Origin of the sequence: Janthinobacterium silvisoli (assembly GCF_014200725.1) — a bacterium.
Lineage (GTDB): Bacteria > Pseudomonadota > Gammaproteobacteria > Burkholderiales > Burkholderiaceae_D > Janthinobacterium.
The window spans coordinates 63,177-78,951 of the sequence record NZ_JACHCL010000002.1 but is presented as its reverse complement, the minus strand read 5'-3'; the positions used below and the strand labels follow the sequence as shown (position 1 = coordinate 78,951).

General features: G+C 59.0%; 16 protein-coding genes. 11 read left to right on the top strand and 5 right to left on the bottom strand.

Translation table 11 applies throughout. The annotated features are described in order from the left end of the window. Positions 1–7: 7 nt before the first annotated feature. From HDE75_RS10485 to HDE75_RS10450, 8 genes are all read left to right on the top strand, one after another. On the top strand, positions 8–1,039 hold the full coding sequence (locus tag HDE75_RS10485) for a DNA polymerase III subunit delta' (protein ID WP_183677897.1): 1,032 nt from the start codon (positions 8–10) through the stop codon (positions 1,037–1,039). Between the two features lie 35 nt (positions 1,040–1,074). Next, the gene (locus HDE75_RS10480) at positions 1,075–1,590 is read left to right on the top strand and encodes a GNAT family N-acetyltransferase (RefSeq protein WP_183677898.1); all 516 of its coding nucleotides are present in this window, start codon (positions 1,075–1,077) and stop codon (positions 1,588–1,590) included. Between the two features lie 55 nt (positions 1,591–1,645). Further along, positions 1,646–2,014, top strand: coding sequence for a VOC family protein (locus HDE75_RS10475; RefSeq protein WP_183677899.1), 369 nt, complete (start codon positions 1,646–1,648; stop codon positions 2,012–2,014). Between the two features lie 447 nt (positions 2,015–2,461). Beyond that, complete coding sequence (locus HDE75_RS10470) at positions 2,462–3,241, top strand: TatD family hydrolase (protein WP_183677900.1); 780 nt, start codon at positions 2,462–2,464, stop codon at positions 3,239–3,241. A gap of 7 nt (positions 3,242–3,248) precedes the next feature. Then, on the top strand, positions 3,249–3,911 hold the full coding sequence (locus tag HDE75_RS10465; protein WP_183677901.1) for an ankyrin repeat domain-containing protein: 663 nt from the start codon (positions 3,249–3,251) through the stop codon (positions 3,909–3,911). Positions 3,912–4,204: 293 nt separating this feature from the next. Further along, the gene (locus HDE75_RS10460; RefSeq protein WP_183677902.1) at positions 4,205–5,128 is read left to right on the top strand and encodes a methyltransferase domain-containing protein; all 924 of its coding nucleotides are present in this window, start codon (positions 4,205–4,207) and stop codon (positions 5,126–5,128) included. 102 nt (positions 5,129–5,230) lie between these two features. After that, on the top strand, positions 5,231–5,479 hold the full coding sequence (locus HDE75_RS10455; protein ID WP_183677903.1) for a hypothetical protein: 249 nt from the start codon (positions 5,231–5,233) through the stop codon (positions 5,477–5,479). 171 nt (positions 5,480–5,650) lie between these two features. After that, entirely contained in the window at positions 5,651–5,848 is a 198-nt protein-coding gene (locus HDE75_RS10450; protein WP_183677904.1) for a hypothetical protein, read from the top strand. Between the two features lie 47 nt (positions 5,849–5,895). On the opposite strand, the gene HDE75_RS10445 is transcribed toward HDE75_RS10450, so the two are convergent. Continuing rightward, positions 5,896–7,014, bottom strand: coding sequence for a phospholipase A (locus HDE75_RS10445; RefSeq protein ID WP_260173940.1), 1,119 nt, complete (start codon positions 7,012–7,014; stop codon positions 5,896–5,898). Positions 7,015–7,258: 244 nt separating this feature from the next. Here HDE75_RS10445 and fusA point away from each other — a divergent pair, with 244 nt between their 5' ends. Beyond that, complete coding sequence (gene fusA / locus HDE75_RS10440) at positions 7,259–9,367, top strand: elongation factor G (protein ID WP_183677905.1); 2,109 nt, start codon at positions 7,259–7,261, stop codon at positions 9,365–9,367. Between the two features lie 121 nt (positions 9,368–9,488). Here fusA and HDE75_RS10435 read toward each other — a convergent pair whose 3' ends face one another. From HDE75_RS10435 to HDE75_RS10420, 4 genes are read right to left on the bottom strand one after another with little or no spacing between them, the layout of a single operon-like run. Further along, complete coding sequence (locus tag HDE75_RS10435; protein WP_183677906.1) at positions 9,489–10,673, bottom strand: HlyD/EmrA/EmrK family protein; 1,185 nt, start codon at positions 10,671–10,673, stop codon at positions 9,489–9,491. 23 nt (positions 10,674–10,696) lie between these two features. Beyond that, on the bottom strand, positions 10,697–12,169 hold the full coding sequence (locus tag HDE75_RS10430; protein WP_183677907.1) for an efflux transporter outer membrane subunit: 1,473 nt from the start codon (positions 12,167–12,169) through the stop codon (positions 10,697–10,699). A 5-nt stretch (positions 12,170–12,174) separates the two neighbouring features. Beyond that, the gene (locus tag HDE75_RS10425) at positions 12,175–13,737 is read right to left on the bottom strand and encodes a DHA2 family efflux MFS transporter permease subunit (protein ID WP_183677908.1); all 1,563 of its coding nucleotides are present in this window, start codon (positions 13,735–13,737) and stop codon (positions 12,175–12,177) included. Further along, complete coding sequence (locus HDE75_RS10420) at positions 13,737–14,189, bottom strand: MarR family winged helix-turn-helix transcriptional regulator (RefSeq protein WP_183677909.1); 453 nt, start codon at positions 14,187–14,189, stop codon at positions 13,737–13,739. The genes HDE75_RS10425 and HDE75_RS10420 overlap by 1 nt, the downstream gene beginning before the upstream one ends. 136 nt (positions 14,190–14,325) lie before the next feature. On the opposite strand from HDE75_RS10420, the gene HDE75_RS10415 reads away from it, so the two are divergent. Both HDE75_RS10415 and HDE75_RS10410 read left to right on the top strand, forming a co-directional pair. Then, the gene (locus HDE75_RS10415; protein WP_183677910.1) at positions 14,326–14,850 is read left to right on the top strand and encodes an SRPBCC family protein; all 525 of its coding nucleotides are present in this window, start codon (positions 14,326–14,328) and stop codon (positions 14,848–14,850) included. Positions 14,851–15,003: 153 nt separating this feature from the next. Next, positions 15,004–15,765, top strand: a complete 762-nt coding sequence (locus HDE75_RS10410; RefSeq protein ID WP_221291842.1) for a PEP-CTERM sorting domain-containing protein — start codon at positions 15,004–15,006, stop codon at positions 15,763–15,765. Positions 15,766–15,775 lie beyond the last annotated feature (10 nt).

Below are 15,775 nucleotides of genomic sequence, written 5' to 3'. Positions count from 1 at the left end.
ATTAATTATGACTAGTCAACTCTATCCGTGGCAGCAGGATGCCTGGCAGCAATTGCAGGCCTTGCGCCCGCGCATGCCGCACGCCATCCTGTTTCATGGCGCGCAAGGCATCGGCAAGGCTGACTTTATCGAGCATTTTGCGCAAGCGCTGCTGTGCGAAAACGTGCGCCCCGATGGCCATGCCTGCGGCACCTGCGCTTCCTGTGGTTGGTTTAGCCAGGGCAACCATCCCGACTACCGCCGGGTGCGCCCGGAAGCGCTGGAAGACGAAGTCGCTGACGACGTTGAAGGCGAGGGCGAAGGCGCAAAGAAGGCGGCCAAGAGCAAGACGCCATCGAAAGACATCAAGATCGAGCAGATCCGCAACCTGGCCGATTTCATGAATATCTCCACGCACCGCCAGGGCTTGAGGGTGGTGGTGCTGTATCCGGCTGAAGCGCTGAACACGCCCGCTTCGAACGCCTTGCTGAAAACCCTGGAAGAGCCGCCGCCGGGCACCTTGTTTCTGCTGTCTTCAAACAGCCTGGACCGATTGCTGCCGACGATATTATCGCGTTGCCGCAAGTTCGCCCTGCCAATGCCCAGCCACGAACAGGCTTTGACCTGGCTCAAGGCACAAGGCTTGAACGACGCCGACAGCTGGCTGCGCGAGCAGGGCGGCGCGCCGCTGGCGGCCCTGGCCCAGTCCGAATCGGGCAGCCGTGAAGAAACGGAACAGCTGCTGCAGGTGCTGGCCCATCCCGGCGTGGAAGCGGCCCTGAAGGCGGCGGACAAATTGCAGAAAGCGCCGCTGGCGCCCTTGGTTGCTTCCTTGCAGCGCTGGCTGTATGACGTGTTTTCAGTCAAGCTGTCGGGCACTATCCGCTATTACCCGCGCCATCGGCGCGAGCTGGAAGCATTGGCTGCACGCATCAATGTGAGCCGGCTGATGGCCGCCATCAAGGCTGCCAATGAACGGCGCGCCATCGCCGAGCATCCCTTGTCGCCCAAGCTGTTCCTGGAAGATATGCTGCTCGATTACACCGCGAATTATCAGTAAAATCAATCACTTGAATTCATCATTTAATCCATAATATGAGCTACCGCCACCGCATCGCCACGCTTGCCGACCTGCCTGCCATCGTCGCCATCTACAACACCACGATCGCTTCGCGTGAAGTCACGGCCGATACGGAGCCGGTGACGGTCGAGTCGCGCCTGGCCTGGTTCCACGAGCACACGCCCGAGCGCCGCCCCCTGTGGATTATCGAAGCGGCCGACGATACGTCGGCTGAACCTGTGCCCCTGGGCTGGCTGTCGTACTCGAATTTTTATGGCCGCCCCGCCTATTCGGGCACGGCAGAGTTGTCCGTCTACATCGCCGAAGCGGCGCGCGGCAAGGGCATAGGCGCTTACGGCCTGACGCAGGCGATCGCCCACGCGCCCTCGGTGGGCGTGCATACGGTGCTGGGTTTCATCTTCGGCCACAACGCGCCCAGCCTGGGCCTGTTCAAGAAGTTCGGTTTTGACATATGGGCCAATTTGCCGAAAGTGGCGAACCTCGATGGCGTGGAGCGCGACCTGATTATCCTGGGCAAGCGGGTAGGCTGATAAAGTGGGGCGTGCTACAGTTCAGGAAAATTCTTTGCCTTGAACGGAGACAGACATGAAACGCGTAACCGGTATCGGCGGCATCTTCTTCCACGCACAGGATCCGGCCGCGCTGCGCGCCTGGTACCAGCGGCATCTGGGCATCGACGTGCAAGCCTGGGGCGGCGCCGCGTTTTCCTGGGATGATGCTGGCGGCAGCACTATCTGGTCGGTTGGCGGTGACCGCGAGCAATTCTCCCCCGGCAAGGCATCCTTCATGATCAACTACCGCGTCGACAACCTCGACGCCTTGCTGCAAGCGCTGCGCGACGAAGGCTGCACAGTGCTGGACAAGGCGCCGGACTCGGAATATGGCCAGTTCGGCTGGGTTATCGATCCCGAGGGCAACAAGGTGGAATTGTGGCAGCCACCAAAGGGACAGTAGGCCCATGTATTTTAAAGAAGGCCATCGACCATCGGACTTCCTTGTACTTGTCCTGGCGATTGCATGTGTTCCCGTCGCCAAGATTGCCCTGATGTACTGGGAATACCGTTTGCGGTGGCCCTTGGCGCCGCTTATTGAGTCCCTGGCCTTGCTTCTCGCTCTGGGAGCGGCAGCATGGGCAGCCAGCTACTTTCCAGGCTCTTGGGTGAAGAAGCTGTGCCGCATTGCGGCGGTTGGTGTCTGGTCTTGCCTGGCCTACCTTATCGTTGCCTTTGTACCTGGCTGCATGTGGGCGCCCGCGTGCCTGTAGTATCTGTCCTGGCCGCCGAAGACCAGGGGCTTTGAGCGGGCAAGGGCGGCGCGTGCTTGAAACAGCTGCCGGTCCGTCGCTGCAGGATTTCCTTTTTCCCCTGCCAGTTTCCCCGCCCTCCGGTACAATCCTGCCTTATGTATATCGACTCCCATTGCCATATCAATTTCCCCGAGCTGGCCGCTCGCATGCCCGAAATTCTTGCCAAGATGGCGGAGAACAAGGTGACGCACGCCTTGTGCGTGTCCGTGGACTTACCGGACTTTCCACAGGTGCTGGCGCTGGCCGAGCAGTATCCGCATATTTTCGCGTCCGTCGGCGTGCATCCCGATTACGAGGACACGCCTGAACCGTCCGTGGAAGACCTGGTGCGTCTGGCCGATCATCCGAAGATTATCGCCATCGGCGAGACTGGCCTCGATTATTTCCGCCTGACCGGTGACCTGGAGTGGCAGCGCGAGCGTTTTCGCACTCACATCAAAGCTTCAAGAATCACGCGCAAGCCCTTGATTATTCACACAAGAGCAGCCAGTGAAGACACCATCCGCATCATGCGCGAAGAGGGCGCGGGCGTAGCGGACGGCGGCGTGGCTGGCGTCATGCATTGCTTTACTGAATCGCTGGAAGTGGCGAAAGCGGCCATCGACATGGGCTTCTATATCTCGTTTTCCGGCATCGTCACCTTCAAGAGCGCCAAGGACTTGCAGGCGGTGGCGCTGGAAGTGCCGCTCGAGCGCATCCTGATCGAAACGGACTCGCCTTATCTGGCGCCCGTGCCTTTCCGTGGCCGCATGAACGAGCCCGGTTACGTGGCCCATGTTGCCGAGTATCTGTCGACCTTGAAAGGCATCCCACTGGCCCAGGTGGCCGAACAGACGACTGATAATTTCTTCAAATTATTCAACCAGGTACGGTGATTTCCTCATGTTAAATCGAGCCCTGCGCATGGCCGTCGCGGCCACCTTGATGGTCTCTGCCACTGCCGTCTGCGCAGCGCCCGATCCCGTGTCTTTCTTCCGCGCCGTCTCGGTTGATAATGCCGGCGCCGTGCGCGATATGCTCGCTGACGGCATCAATCCCAATCTGATCTCGACGGTCTACGATGAACCCGCGCTGGTGCTGGCCGTGCGCGACGATGCCGACAAGGTCTTCCAGGTCTTGCTCAATACGCCAGGCATCAATCTGGAAACGCCTGCAGCCAATGGCAATACGGCCTTGATGCTGGCTGCCTACAGGCACAAGCAGGCGCTGGTGGAAGCCTTGCTGGCCAAGGGCGCCAAAGTCAATCAACCAGGTTGGACGGCTTTGCATTACGCAGCCTCGGCCGGCGACTTGCCCATCATGAAGATTCTGTTCGACCGCCAGGCGGTGGTCGATGCGCGCGCCACCACGAATATCACGCCGCTGATGTTTGCCGCCCGCGAAGGACAGGAAGAGGCGGTCAAGCTGCTGCTGTCCTGGGGCGCCGACCCCAGCCTGAAGAGTGACCATGGCTGGACTGCCGACCAGTTTGCGCTGGCGGCCGACAAACCCCGTGTGGCAGCCATCATCACGGCGGCGCAAAAAGCACGCGCAGCTGCTAAGTAATAAGCTAAGTAATAAGGTCGGTAACAAGGTCAGCAATTATCTGCTTACTAATGGTTTCCATGCCAGCGCTGGAAGTGGCATGGAATTGCCTCTCATCTCAGCCCTTTGTCCTTGCTCCTGATTAACGATAATGATCCCGTCGCATTAATCGGGAGATCTTTCGCATGGCACACAATACGCACGTCAGGCGCCGGCTGTTTTGTCGCCGCCCCTCACGCAGCCCCTGCGATCTCACTGCTTTCTGGAACGACAAAATTGATCGGCCATCGGAGCCAGGCTCCAAGAGGACAGATATGCTGAATGAACGAGAAATTGAGAGTTGTTATCTGGGGCAATTTATCCCCGTGCATTACCACCACAATATGCTGATGGACCAGAATCGCATGCATGGCTTCAAGTCGGCCATCGATTACGCGGTCAAGCCGGGCATGAAAGTGCTGGAACTGGGCGGCGGTACGGGCGTGCTATCCTGGTTTGCGGCGGCAAAAGCGGACAAGGTATGGTGCGTGGAGTTCAATCCGGACATGGTGAAAGAAGCGCGCAAGATGCTGGCGCTCAATCCCAACGGTGAAAAAGTCGAGGTCGTGCATGCGGATGCATTTGAGTATCTGCCGCCCGAACCGGTCGATGTGGTCATTTGCGAAATGATCCATGTGGGCATGCTGCGTGAAAAGCAGGTCGAAGTGATCGAATCGTTCAAGCGCCGCTACCTGGCCCGTTTTGGCGGCCCGCTGCCCCTGTTCTTGCCGGAAGCGGTGATCATGGCCGTGCAGCCGATGCAGCAGGAATATGATTTCGAAGGTTTCCATGCGCCCATCGTGCAATTCCAGGAAACCACCGCCATCCACCCGGGCGTGCTGGAACTGGCGCCGCCATCCGTCTACAGCATCATCGACTTTACGCAAGCTGTTGATAGCGTGTTCGGCTTTGACGGCAAGTTTGTGGTTGAGCGCAGCGGTACCCTGAATGCCTTGCGTTTCGTCACCAAGAACATCCTGGCGGTGGTGCCCGAACACTCGACCACCATCGACTGGCTCAACCACTATATGTGCTTGCCGCTGGCTACGCCGATCGCCGTCAAGGCGGGCGATGTGCTGCAAGTGCGCTTCCAGTACCGCGCGGGCGGTTCGATTCCTTCGCTGGAAGCGTCCATGCAAGCCCAGGTGGTCTATGATGCCAGCCTGCAGCCGGTGGTGCAGAATCCGGTGTTTGCCTGATTACTGGAGTAGTTTTTTAGATAAGGCCGCGGGCATTTCGTCCTGCGGTCTTTGTCCATTCAGGGTATATTGCGTGCTTTATCACTGAACAGCTTTACTATCATGGAACAGATCGATCAGCGTTACCTCGTGCAACAAAACAAAGTCAGCGACGGCGAAACCAAGCCGCCCGTGTTTGCCAAGGTGATGCGCAGCAAGGAAGGCGTGTTTGAGGGCGTTTCCTTCATCAAGTCAAAAGACAAGGCCACGGTGATGACCATCGCCGAAGCCAATCAGGCCATCAAATGGGCCACCAGCAAGAAGCCGAACGCGCACGAGTACGTCACTAAAGTGATCTGCGTCGGCCAATAGTCCTTCATTTTGCGCAGTTCACTCCAGCTTTAACCCCGTCCATCCCGTCTGCATGCAGTTCATCGCATGGCGATTGCCGTGGAAGTGGCGCTTTTATATAGTGTGCTCACAGTAGCGGGATGAGCCAGACAGCTTGCCCCGCTCATTAATTCGGAGAAATGGGAGAGTGTCATGCTGGGATTCGTGCTGTGGCTGCTGCTGTTGATGGTGTGCTGGCCCTTGGCCTTGCTGGCCTTGGTGCTGTATCCACTGGCCTGGCTGATGCTGCTGCCATTTCGTTTGATCGGTATCGGTGTCGAAGGCGTGTTTGAGTTGCTGCGCGCTATCGTGATGCTGCCCGCTCGTGTATTGGGTGGCGGCCGGCGTTAAGTTGGAACTATCCTGAAGAAATGGCGCCATCGGCGCCATTTTTGCATTTAGAAGTCGACCAGGAAACCGCCGCCGATCGATTTTTGCGAGTAGTTATAGTCGATCAGGCTTTGGCCATAGCCAGAAAACAGTTGCAGATAGCCTTTCAGGTTGGCTTTCAACGGGAAAGCCCAGCCCGCCTGCACGGAGCCGTGGCGCGTGCTGAAGTTGCGTCGCGCCGTGACGGAGAATTCGTGGCCGTCGTTGCGGTAGCTGACCTTCACGTCGCCATGGCCCATGTAGTCGACGATGTCGATATTGTCATTGTCCGCCACGCCATTGTCGAGGCGGCGCCAGATGCGCGCGGCGATCGCCACGTTCTCATGCTCCATGCCCAGTTCCGCATACAGCCGGTTCCAGCTGCGCGACAAGGTCGAGGTCTGGCCGTTGGACTGATGCACCAGGCCCAGGTTCAGGTATTTGAAGTCCAGGCCCGCCAGTGATTTGTCGATCGGCATGACCAGCATGACTTCCGGCTGGTAATTGGTTTCGCGGAAGGGACTCGATTCCTTGCGGTTATAGGCTTGCCAGAAACTTTGCTGCGTGTAGCCAAACCACATATCGATCGGCGTACCGGCGATGTCTTCCAGCATCTTCATCTTGAAGCTCAGCTGGTAGGTCAGCTCTACGTGCTGGCTCTTGATGCCACCCGGGGTGAAGTCCTTGAACGGTTCATCGTTCGAAGACGTGCTGTAATTGGCCAGCAGCAAGTAATTGTCGCGGTGCGGGCGGAAATTGAACAGGCCCCGCTTGGATGCGTCATCGAGTTCCCACAATTGCGTCAGGCGCGATATCGGCGCTTCCGGCGGCGCGGCGCCAGCCTGGGCGACCACCGGAATGGCAGCGTTGACGGCGTCTGGCGTGACGATGGCGGCAGGGTTGGCTGCGGAACTGGTGGTCGAGGCGGCGGCCACCGCGAGGGTCGCGGCCGTGGCATGCGGGTTGCCGCCATTGGCGATGGTTGCTTCTTCGACGGCCTTGGCCAAGGTGTCAAAACAGCCCAGGCGCGCGCTGGCGTCGCCGAGCACGGCGCAGCGCTGCATTTGTTGTTCCAGTTCGCCAGCCATGGCAAATGTCGGCGAGGCCAGCAAGGTGGTCAGGATGAGGGTTCTTATTTCAATTTTCATAGGCGCCATAGCAGGGAAGGAATTACCGGTATTGATACTGATCAACTAGTCTTGCTTATTGTCTTGGTAATTAGTGGAAAGTATAGCGGAAAGCTTTATTTCTACGGGGTGGCTAACGTGCGCACCTGAAATCGGCCGTGTCATGCCGGTGAAATCGATGTCTGCTACACTGAAAAACCCGCATACGCTCCCCGGCAATCCCCGCGTGAAGTTGTGTGCACTATGGCTAGCAATGGAGATTGTGATGACCCGCAAAACACCTATCGAGCGCTACCGCAACATTGGCATCAGCGCCCACATCGACGCCGGCAAGACCACCACTACCGAGCGTATCCTGTTCTATACCGGCGTGAACCATAAGATAGGCGAGGTGCATAACGGCGCCGCCACCATGGACTGGATGGAGCAGGAGCAGGAACGGGGCATCACGATTACCTCGGCCGCCACTACCGCCTTCTGGAAAGGCATGGCTGGCAATTTCCCCGAACATCGCATCAATATCATCGATACGCCGGGCCACGTGGATTTCACCATCGAGGTGGAACGCTCGATGCGCGTGCTCGATGGCGCCGTAATGGTGTATGACGCTGTGGGCGGCGTGCAGCCGCAGTCGGAAACCGTGTGGCGGCAAGCCAATAAATACCATGTGCCGCGCATTGCCTTCATCAACAAGATGGATCGGGTGGGCGCCGATTTCCTGCGCGTGCGCCAGCAGATCCGCGACCGCCTGAAAGGCGTGGCCGTACCGATCCAGCTGCCGATCGGCGCCGAAGACCATTTTACGGGCGTGATCGACCTGGTCAAAATGCGCGCGATTACCTGGGACGATGCCAGCCAGGGCGTGCAGTTCAGCTATGGCGACATCCCCGCCGCCTTGCAGGAAGAGGCGCAGCAGTGGCACGACAACCTGGTCGAGCACGCGGCCGAAGCCACGCCGGAATTGACTGAGCGTTATCTGAATGGCGACAGTTTTACGGAAGCGGAGCTCAAGCAAGCCTTGCGCGCGCGCACCATCCGCAATGAAATCGTGCCCATGCTGTGCGGCAGCGCCTTTAAAAACAAGGGCGTGCAAGCGATGCTGGACGCCGTCATCGAATACTTGCCTTCGCCGCTGGAAGTGCCGCCCATCATGGGTCATGACGAGCACGACAATGAGGTGGAGCGCCATCCGGCCGACGATGAACACTTTTCGGCGCTGGCCTTCAAGATCATGACCGACCCGTTTGTCGGCCAGCTGACGTTTTTCCGCGTGTATTCGGGCGTGGTCAATTCGGGCGACATGGTCTACAACCCCACCAAGAGCGCGCGCGAGCGGCTGGGGCGCATCTTGCAGATGCATGCGAATGAACGCAAGGAAATCAAGGAAGTATATGCGGGCGACATCGCTGCCGCTGTGGGTTTGAAAGCCGTGACCACGGGCGACACCCTGTGCGCCATCGATCACATCATCGTGCTGGAAAAGATGATTTTCCCGGAACCCGTGATCTCGCAGGCGGTCGAACCGAAAACCAAGCCCGACCAGGAAAAGATGGGCATCGCCCTGAACCGGCTGGCGCAGGAAGATCCGTCGTTCAAGGTGCATACGGATGAAGAGTCAGGCCAGACCATCATGTCGGGCATGGGCGAGCTGCACCTGGAAATCCTGGTCGACCGCATGCGGCGCGAATTCGGCGTGGAAGCGAACGTGGGCAAACCGCAGGTGGCCTACCGCGAAACCATCACGCGCACGGTGGAAGATATCGAGGGTAAATTCGTCAAGCAGTCAGGCGGGCGGGGCCAGTACGGCCACGTGGTGCTGAAGCTGGAACCGTTGGAGCCAGGCACGGGCTACCAGTTTGTGGACGCCATCAAGGGTGGCGTGGTGCCGCGTGAATTCATCCCGGCCGTCGATAAAGGTATCCTGGAAACGCTGAAATCAGGCGTGCTGGCCGGTTATCCGGTGGTGGACGTGAAAGCTACCCTGACGTTTGGTTCCTACCACGACGTCGATTCGAATGAAAACGCGTTTCGCATGGCCGGTTCCATCGCCTTCAAGGAAGGCATGCGCAAGGCGGCGCCCGTGCTGCTCGAACCGATGATGCAGGTCGAGGCGGAAACGCCGGAAGACTTCATGGGCAACGTGATGGGCGACCTGACAGCCCGGCGCGGCATGGTGCAGGGCGTCGACGACATCCCTGGCGGCACCGGCCGCATCGTGCGCGCCCTGGTGCCGCTGGCCGAAATGTTTGGCTACTCCACCACCCTGCGTTCCTTGACGCAGGGCAGGGCGACCTACACCATGGAGTTCAAGCACTACGCCGCCGTGCCCAAGCATATATTGGATCAGGTTGCTGCTGCGGGGAAGGCGAAGTAAGGTCGATTTAACCCGAAGGGTACGTACCGGGGGCTGACCCGACGGGGGAATACACTCCAATGGAGCGTATTCCGATCCCGAAGGGACTGACCCCGGATGTCGTTTGAGTTCAATGGATGGTTCAATGCGCGAGATTCTGCGCAATAATCGCATCCGCCATCTTCACTGCCTCATCCACCGGCTGGCTCAAGGCCTTGGTGCTGTACACGGTGGAGGCCACCATCGGTTGATCCAGGGTTGCGCCTTCGCCGTGGCTGGTATCGACCGTGACGGTGGTCGACAGGCCGATGCGCAGCGGGTGGGTGGCCAGTTCTTTCGGGTCGAGCGCGATGCGCACCGGCACGCGCTGCACCACCTTGATCCAGTTGCCGGTGGCGTTTTGCGCTGGCAGCAGGGAAAACGCGCTGCCGGTGCCAGCCGACATGCCTTGCACCTTGCCGTGGTACACCACCTTGCTGCCATACAGGTCCGTCTCGATGGTGGCAGCCTGGCCGACGCGGATGTTGCGCAATTCCGATTCCTTGAAGTTGGCGTCGACCCACAACTGATCGAGCGGTACGATGGACATCAGCGGCGTGCCTGGCGTGACGTGGCTGCCCAGCTGCACATTGCGCTTGGCCACATAACCGGAGACAGGCGCGATCACCGCGTTGCGGCGCACCGCCAGCCAGGCTTGCACCAGATCATCCTTGGCCGACAGCACTGCCGGGTGGCTGGCCAGCAGCACGCCTGCCACGCCGGCGCGCATGGAATCGGCCTGGCGCTGGGCTACCGTCAAGGCGGCCTTGGCGTCATCCACGGCTTGTTTCGCATGGGCCAGGTCTTCTCCGGAAATCGTATGGTCGGCTGCCAGCGGCGCGCGCCGGGCCAGATTACCCTGCGCCGTGGCCAGGGCCAAACGGCGCTGCTCGACCACGGCCTCATATTGCGCCACGCCCGTATAGCGTTCGCGCTCCTGGCGCACGACATTGCCCAAGCGTGCCTGCGCCTGGCTAAGCGCCAGGTCGGCGTCGATGCCGTCCAGGGTGATCAGGGGTGCGCCCGCTTGCACCATCTGCGTTTCGTCGGCGCGGATTTCATTGACGTTGCCCGTCACTTGTGACGACAGGGTGACCAGGTTGCCGCCCACATAGGCGTTATCCGTTTGCTCTTCCTTCGACAGCACCAGCTTGTAGTAACCGGCCCAGCCCAGGCCCGCCAGCACGAACAGGCCTGTGATGCCCAGCAAGACTTTCTTGCGCTTGTTGTTGCCTTCGACAGGCGTGTCGGAAGCTTGGACGGTAGTTGTATTGTTATCGTTGCTCATGATGAATTCTCTAGTTCGCAATGTTATTGGTGTGTAGCTGTCGAGGTAGTTGCTGCCGTGCTGGTGTCCGGAAAATCGCTGGCGCCGCGGTAGCCACCACCCAAGGCCAGGTTCAGGCTGATTTCCGCGTTTTGCCGCTGCTGCTGCAATTGCATTAACAGGTCTTGCTGGAAGCGCACGGTCATTTCCGCACTCAGCTGCGTGGCGCGGTCGGCCAGGCCCTGTTTCAGGCGGGCATTGGCGTTGCTCAATTGTTTTTCGCTGGTGCGCATGTTTTCATCTTGCAGGCGCAGCTGGTTTTCCACGCCCTGCAATTTGGCGCCGGCCTGGGCCACGTCGCGTACCACATTGAAGACGCTCTGGTTGTAATCGGCGATCAGCTCGTTGCGTTCCGTACGCGCGCCACCGAGCTGCGCCTGCAGCCGGCCCGCATCGAATAGCGGCAAGGACAGGGCGGGGCCGATAAACAGCGTGCGGCTACCTGATTCGAGCAGCTTGCCCAGTTTGACGGCATCGAGGCCAAACGATGCGCCCAGGTCGATATCGGGATAAAACGCCGCCTTGGCTGCATCGATGCGGCTGAGCGATGCCTGCACCCGCCAGCGGGCTGCCTGCAGATCGGGCCGGCGCGCCAGCAATTCCATGCCCAGCTTGCCCGGCATGGCGTGCGGCAAGGCTAAAGCCGTGCGCGGCTGCAAATTGGCCAGCGCGGTGCTGTCGGCGCCCAGTAGTGCGCGTATGGCTTCGCGCTCGGTGATGATCTGCGTTTCCAGCAAGGCGATCTGCTGCTGTATCAGACTCAAGCGGGTTTGCGCCGACAGGTGTTCGTCGTTCACGCCCAGGCCATTGGCGATGCGCTTTTCCTTGTCGATCACCAGGTCTTGCTGCAATTTCACCAGCGCATGCAGGTTATCCATGCGCGCCCAGTTGGTCTGGATGCTGAAATAATGCTTGGCGATTTCGGCGGCCAGCATCTGTTCCGACATGGCGAATTCGGCGCGGCGCGCATTGACTTCGCCCAAGGCCGAAGCGATTTGCGCCTTGTGCTTGCCCCACCAGTCCAGGTCGTAATGGGCTTGCACGCCCACTGTTTCTTCCGAATAGTAGCTGCCGCCGATGGGGGCAGGGAACAAGCCATTGCCCGAATAACGCTGGCGGTTGGCATTGGCGCTCAAGCTGACATTGGCGTCGCGGTCTGCGTGCTGGAAGTCGAACGCGGCCTGGGCCGAGTTGATGCGCGCATTGGCTACGTCCAGGCTGGGGCTGGCAGCCAGCGCCTGGGTGATCAAGCCGTCCAGCTGGTCGTCCTGGAACTGGCGCCACCACTGGGCGGCAGGCCAGCCTTCGCTGGCCAGGTGGATGTCGGCCGCCAGTTGCACCTTGGCCAGGTCTTGCTGCGGCAACACTTGCGTATCGGGCGGAATGCTGGCGCAGCCGGCCAGGGCCAGACTGAACGCGATGACGGTCAGGGAAAGTTTGATGGTTTTATTATGCATGATGCTTACTCCATGGCCGCGTGGTCGACCACGACAGGCGCATTTTTCTTGGGGGGACGTATCAGTAACAGAAGCGGCAGGACGAGGATGGTCAGCCACATCATCATCCAGAAGTCATCGAGGTAGGCAATCATCGATGCCTGCCGCGTGATTTCATTATTCAGGGCCGCCATGCCGGTACCGGTGCTCAGGTTAAACACGCTGGCAATGCCCGGATCTTGCAGGGCCGGATTGGCAATCGTGATGTGTTCCGTCAGCGAGGCGTGGGCGATCTGCGTGTTGCGCACCAGCAGGGTCTGCACCAGGGCGATACCGATACTGCTGCCGATATTGCGCACCAGGCTGTAAATCGCCGTGCCTTCGGCGCGCATCTCGGGCGACAAGGTGGCAAACGTGGCCGCGCTCAGCGGCACGAACACCAGGCCCAGGCCTATGCCCTGGATAATGCCGTTCCACACCACCGTGCTGGGCACCAGGGTCAGGGTGAAGTTAGCCATTTGCCACAGCGAAAACGCGGTAATCGAAAAGCCTGCCGCCAGCAACATGCGGGTATCGATCTTGCCCGTCACCTTGCCGACCACCAGCATGGCCATCATCGTTCCCAGGCCGCTAGGGGCGGTGACCAGACCGGCAATCGCGGCCGGATAGCCCATCAAGCCTTGCAGCATCGACGGCGTCAGCGCACGGGTAGCGAACAGCACCAGGCCGACGATAAAGATGAACAGCAAGCCGCTGACATAGTTCGAGTTTTTCAATAAACGGTAGTCGAGGAAGGACTTGCCGGCCGGGCGCAGCGCCGTGTGGGCGATGAAATAGCACAAGCTCATGGCCAGCACGATGGCTTCTATCCACGTTTCCGGGGACGAGAACCAGTCATTCTGCTCGCCCCGGTCCAGCAGCATTTGCAGCGCACCGATGGCCAGGCTCAGGGTGGCGAAACCAAACATATCGAACGTCATGCGGCCCTTCGGCGCATCTTTGCGGATATAGCGCCAGATGCCATAAAAGGCCATCGCCCCGATGGGAATATTGATGAAGAAGACCCAGCGCCAGCTATAGCTGTCCGTCAGCCAGCCACCCAAGGTCGGTCCCAGGATCGGGCCGATCATCACGCCCATGCCCCAGATGGCCATGGCCGAACCGTGTTTCTCTCGCGGATTGATGTCGAGCAGCACCGCTTGCGACAGCGGCACCAGCGCCGCACCGAACACGCCCTGCAATAAACGGGCGGCGACGATTTCCGACAAAGTGCCCGACAGGCCGCACAGCACCGAAGCGATCGTGAAACCGGCAACGGAAACGAGGAAAGTATTTTTTTGGCCGAAGCGGTCGCACAGCCAGCCCGTGAGCGGCGTGGCGATGGCGGCGGCGACGATAAATGACGTCAATACCCAGGTGATCTGGTCTTGCGAGGCAGACAAGCTGCCTTGCATATGCGGCAGCGCCACGTTGGCGATGGTGCCGTCGAGCGCCTGGATGATGGTGGCAAGCATGATCGAAATCGTGATCATCCGCCGGTTCAGGCTAGGGTCCTGCGAAGCGGGCAGGGCGGTGGAAACTGAACTCATCAGGAACACCCGCCCTCGGTGCCACCCAGTTCCGTCATGCACTGCAAGGTTTCCAGCAATTCCGTGGCGATGCGCAGTTGCTCAGGATCTATGCCTTGCAGCAATTCCTTGCGGAAACCATCGGCTTCCTTGCGTACGGTGTCATAGACTTTTGTGCCCGATTCCGTCAGCACCACCAGTTTGACGCGGCGGTCGGTTTCCGATTGCTGGCGCAACACGAAGCCCGATTTCACCAGCCGGTCCAGCATGGACACCATGGTAGGGTTTTCCACGCCCAGTTGCTGCGCCAGCTCGCTTTGCGAGGGTGGCTGGGGCGATTTGGCGATCATGGCGATGGTCAGCCAGCTCGCTTGCCCAAGGTCCAGGTCTTTCAGGCGCCGATCGATGGCATTACGCCAGCCCCGCGCCGTCCGGTGGAGCGCGGTCGAGAAGCGCTCTTCGATAGAGGTCATAAGGTGAGTCGTCTAATAGTTAGGTTTCGAACTAATATTCTAGCATGCCGTTTTATGCCGCGTGCGGGCCTTCCTGTTTTTTGACCGCGCTGCTACATTAGGTGCTGGGACAAGACTAACTTCAAAGGGAGACAGCATGAGCACGGCAGACCAGCAGGGCCAGTACCGCGACAGCAGCGACTTTGTCATCAGCCAGACTTTCGACGCCCCGCGCGAACTGGTTTTTCAATCGTGGGTGGAGCCGGAACGCCTGGCGCAATGGTGGGGCCCGTCCGGCTTTACCCTCAGCGTGCTGGCGCTGGATCTCAAACCTGGCGGTATTTTTCACTACGGCATGCGGGCCGATAATGGCTATGAGATGTGGGGCAAGTTCACCTATCAGCAGATCGATGCCCCGGAGCGCATCGTTTCTATCCTGTCGTTTGCGGATCAGCAGGGCAATCCTGTGCAGCATCCAGGCAGCGCGACCTGGCCGCTGGAATCGTTCAATACCATGACGCTCACGGAAGAGGATGGCAAGACGACCATGACCTTGCGCTCGACGCCGCATCAGGCCAACGACGAACAGCATAAGACTTTTGTTGAGGGGCATTCGTCCATGACGGAAGGGTTCAAGGCCACTTTTGCCCAATTAGCCCGTTACCTTGCCACTGTTCAATGATTTTAAGTGCGGGCCTGAGTCGCGGGCCTGAGAGTTGTCCATGGCTGCGTTGCTTGGGCTTGCCGTACATGATATTGATAAATATTAAAAATTTGTATACCAAAAGAAACAATATAGTTATCTTTATGTCTTGATTATATTTCAGGACACTCAATGAAAACTTTGAACTTGCTTCGTCGCCTGCCTACCGCAGCGTTGGCACTGGCTTGTATCTTTCCTGTGCAGGCTGCTAATTATGAAAAGTTGGTTGGTAGTAATATGGATTTTTATTACGACACCGATACATATGGCGTCGACGGCCTTAGCGTCAATGGCAATACGCTGGACATCCCTTTACACTTTTCCTATCCGACTGGTAGCTTTGAGCGCTCATTCGGCGGTCTGATCGTAGTGCCGCATGCCGGATTCAGCGTTAGTGTCGCGCCCACGATGGTGATGGGCGGTACATATGAGACGGCTCGCTTTGGGGGAGGGGAGGGTGGCGCTTATGCCCTGGTTGCGCACAATGCGATGTTTGGGACCTTCGCAGACGGGAAATTTGTGGTCCGTCCCGAGGCCGATGGCTTGACCAGGGTTACTGTTGCGGTGAACTCTATGAATCTGTATAACGGCCAGTCTGGTGTACAGGAATATACTTTGTCTGATGCTAAAGGTGCAAGCTGGCGCGGCCAGTGGTATGGCGATGATGATCTCCCGCAATGGAGTACGTCAGCCCTTTCTTATGCCATGTATTTCAGTATTTTCGATGGCGGACAAAATGGCGGTATTAATGTGATCACCAGCGCAACGGCAACGAGCGGCAAATGGATATTCGATGCTCAAGCCATTTCGGTTGTGCCGGAGCCCGGTAGTGTGATGATGTCGCTGGCTGGGCTGGCGTTGATAGGCTTAGCTTTACGCCGGCGCCAGGTTTGATTGTTATCTT

Excerpts from the sequence above, each read along its gene's own strand:
- HDE75_RS10485 (WP_183677897.1), top strand. The coding sequence starts at position 8 with ATGACTAGTCAACTCTATCCGTGGCAGCAGGATGCCTGGCAGCAATTG.
- HDE75_RS10480 (WP_183677898.1), top strand. The coding sequence starts at position 1,075 with ATGAGCTACCGCCACCGCATCGCCACGCTTGCCGACCTGCCTGCCATC.
- HDE75_RS10475 (WP_183677899.1), top strand. The coding sequence starts at position 1,646 with ATGAAACGCGTAACCGGTATCGGCGGCATCTTCTTCCACGCACAGGAT.
- HDE75_RS10470 (WP_183677900.1), top strand. The coding sequence starts at position 2,462 with ATGTATATCGACTCCCATTGCCATATCAATTTCCCCGAGCTGGCCGCT.
- HDE75_RS10465 (WP_183677901.1), top strand. The coding sequence starts at position 3,249 with ATGTTAAATCGAGCCCTGCGCATGGCCGTCGCGGCCACCTTGATGGTC.
- HDE75_RS10460 (WP_183677902.1), top strand. The coding sequence starts at position 4,205 with ATGCTGAATGAACGAGAAATTGAGAGTTGTTATCTGGGGCAATTTATC.
- HDE75_RS10455 (WP_183677903.1), top strand. The coding sequence starts at position 5,231 with ATGGAACAGATCGATCAGCGTTACCTCGTGCAACAAAACAAAGTCAGC.
- HDE75_RS10450 (WP_183677904.1), top strand. The coding sequence starts at position 5,651 with ATGCTGGGATTCGTGCTGTGGCTGCTGCTGTTGATGGTGTGCTGGCCC.
- HDE75_RS10445 (WP_260173940.1), bottom strand. The coding sequence starts at position 7,014 with ATGAAAATTGAAATAAGAACCCTCATCCTGACCACCTTGCTGGCCTCG.
- fusA (WP_183677905.1), top strand. The coding sequence starts at position 7,259 with ATGACCCGCAAAACACCTATCGAGCGCTACCGCAACATTGGCATCAGC.
- HDE75_RS10435 (WP_183677906.1), bottom strand. The coding sequence starts at position 10,673 with ATGAGCAACGATAACAATACAACTACCGTCCAAGCTTCCGACACGCCT.
- HDE75_RS10430 (WP_183677907.1), bottom strand. The coding sequence starts at position 12,169 with ATGCATAATAAAACCATCAAACTTTCCCTGACCGTCATCGCGTTCAGT.
- HDE75_RS10425 (WP_183677908.1), bottom strand. The coding sequence starts at position 13,737 with ATGAGTTCAGTTTCCACCGCCCTGCCCGCTTCGCAGGACCCTAGCCTG.
- HDE75_RS10420 (WP_183677909.1), bottom strand. The coding sequence starts at position 14,189 with ATGACCTCTATCGAAGAGCGCTTCTCGACCGCGCTCCACCGGACGGCG.
- HDE75_RS10415 (WP_183677910.1), top strand. The coding sequence starts at position 14,326 with ATGAGCACGGCAGACCAGCAGGGCCAGTACCGCGACAGCAGCGACTTT.
- HDE75_RS10410 (WP_221291842.1), top strand. The coding sequence starts at position 15,004 with ATGAAAACTTTGAACTTGCTTCGTCGCCTGCCTACCGCAGCGTTGGCA.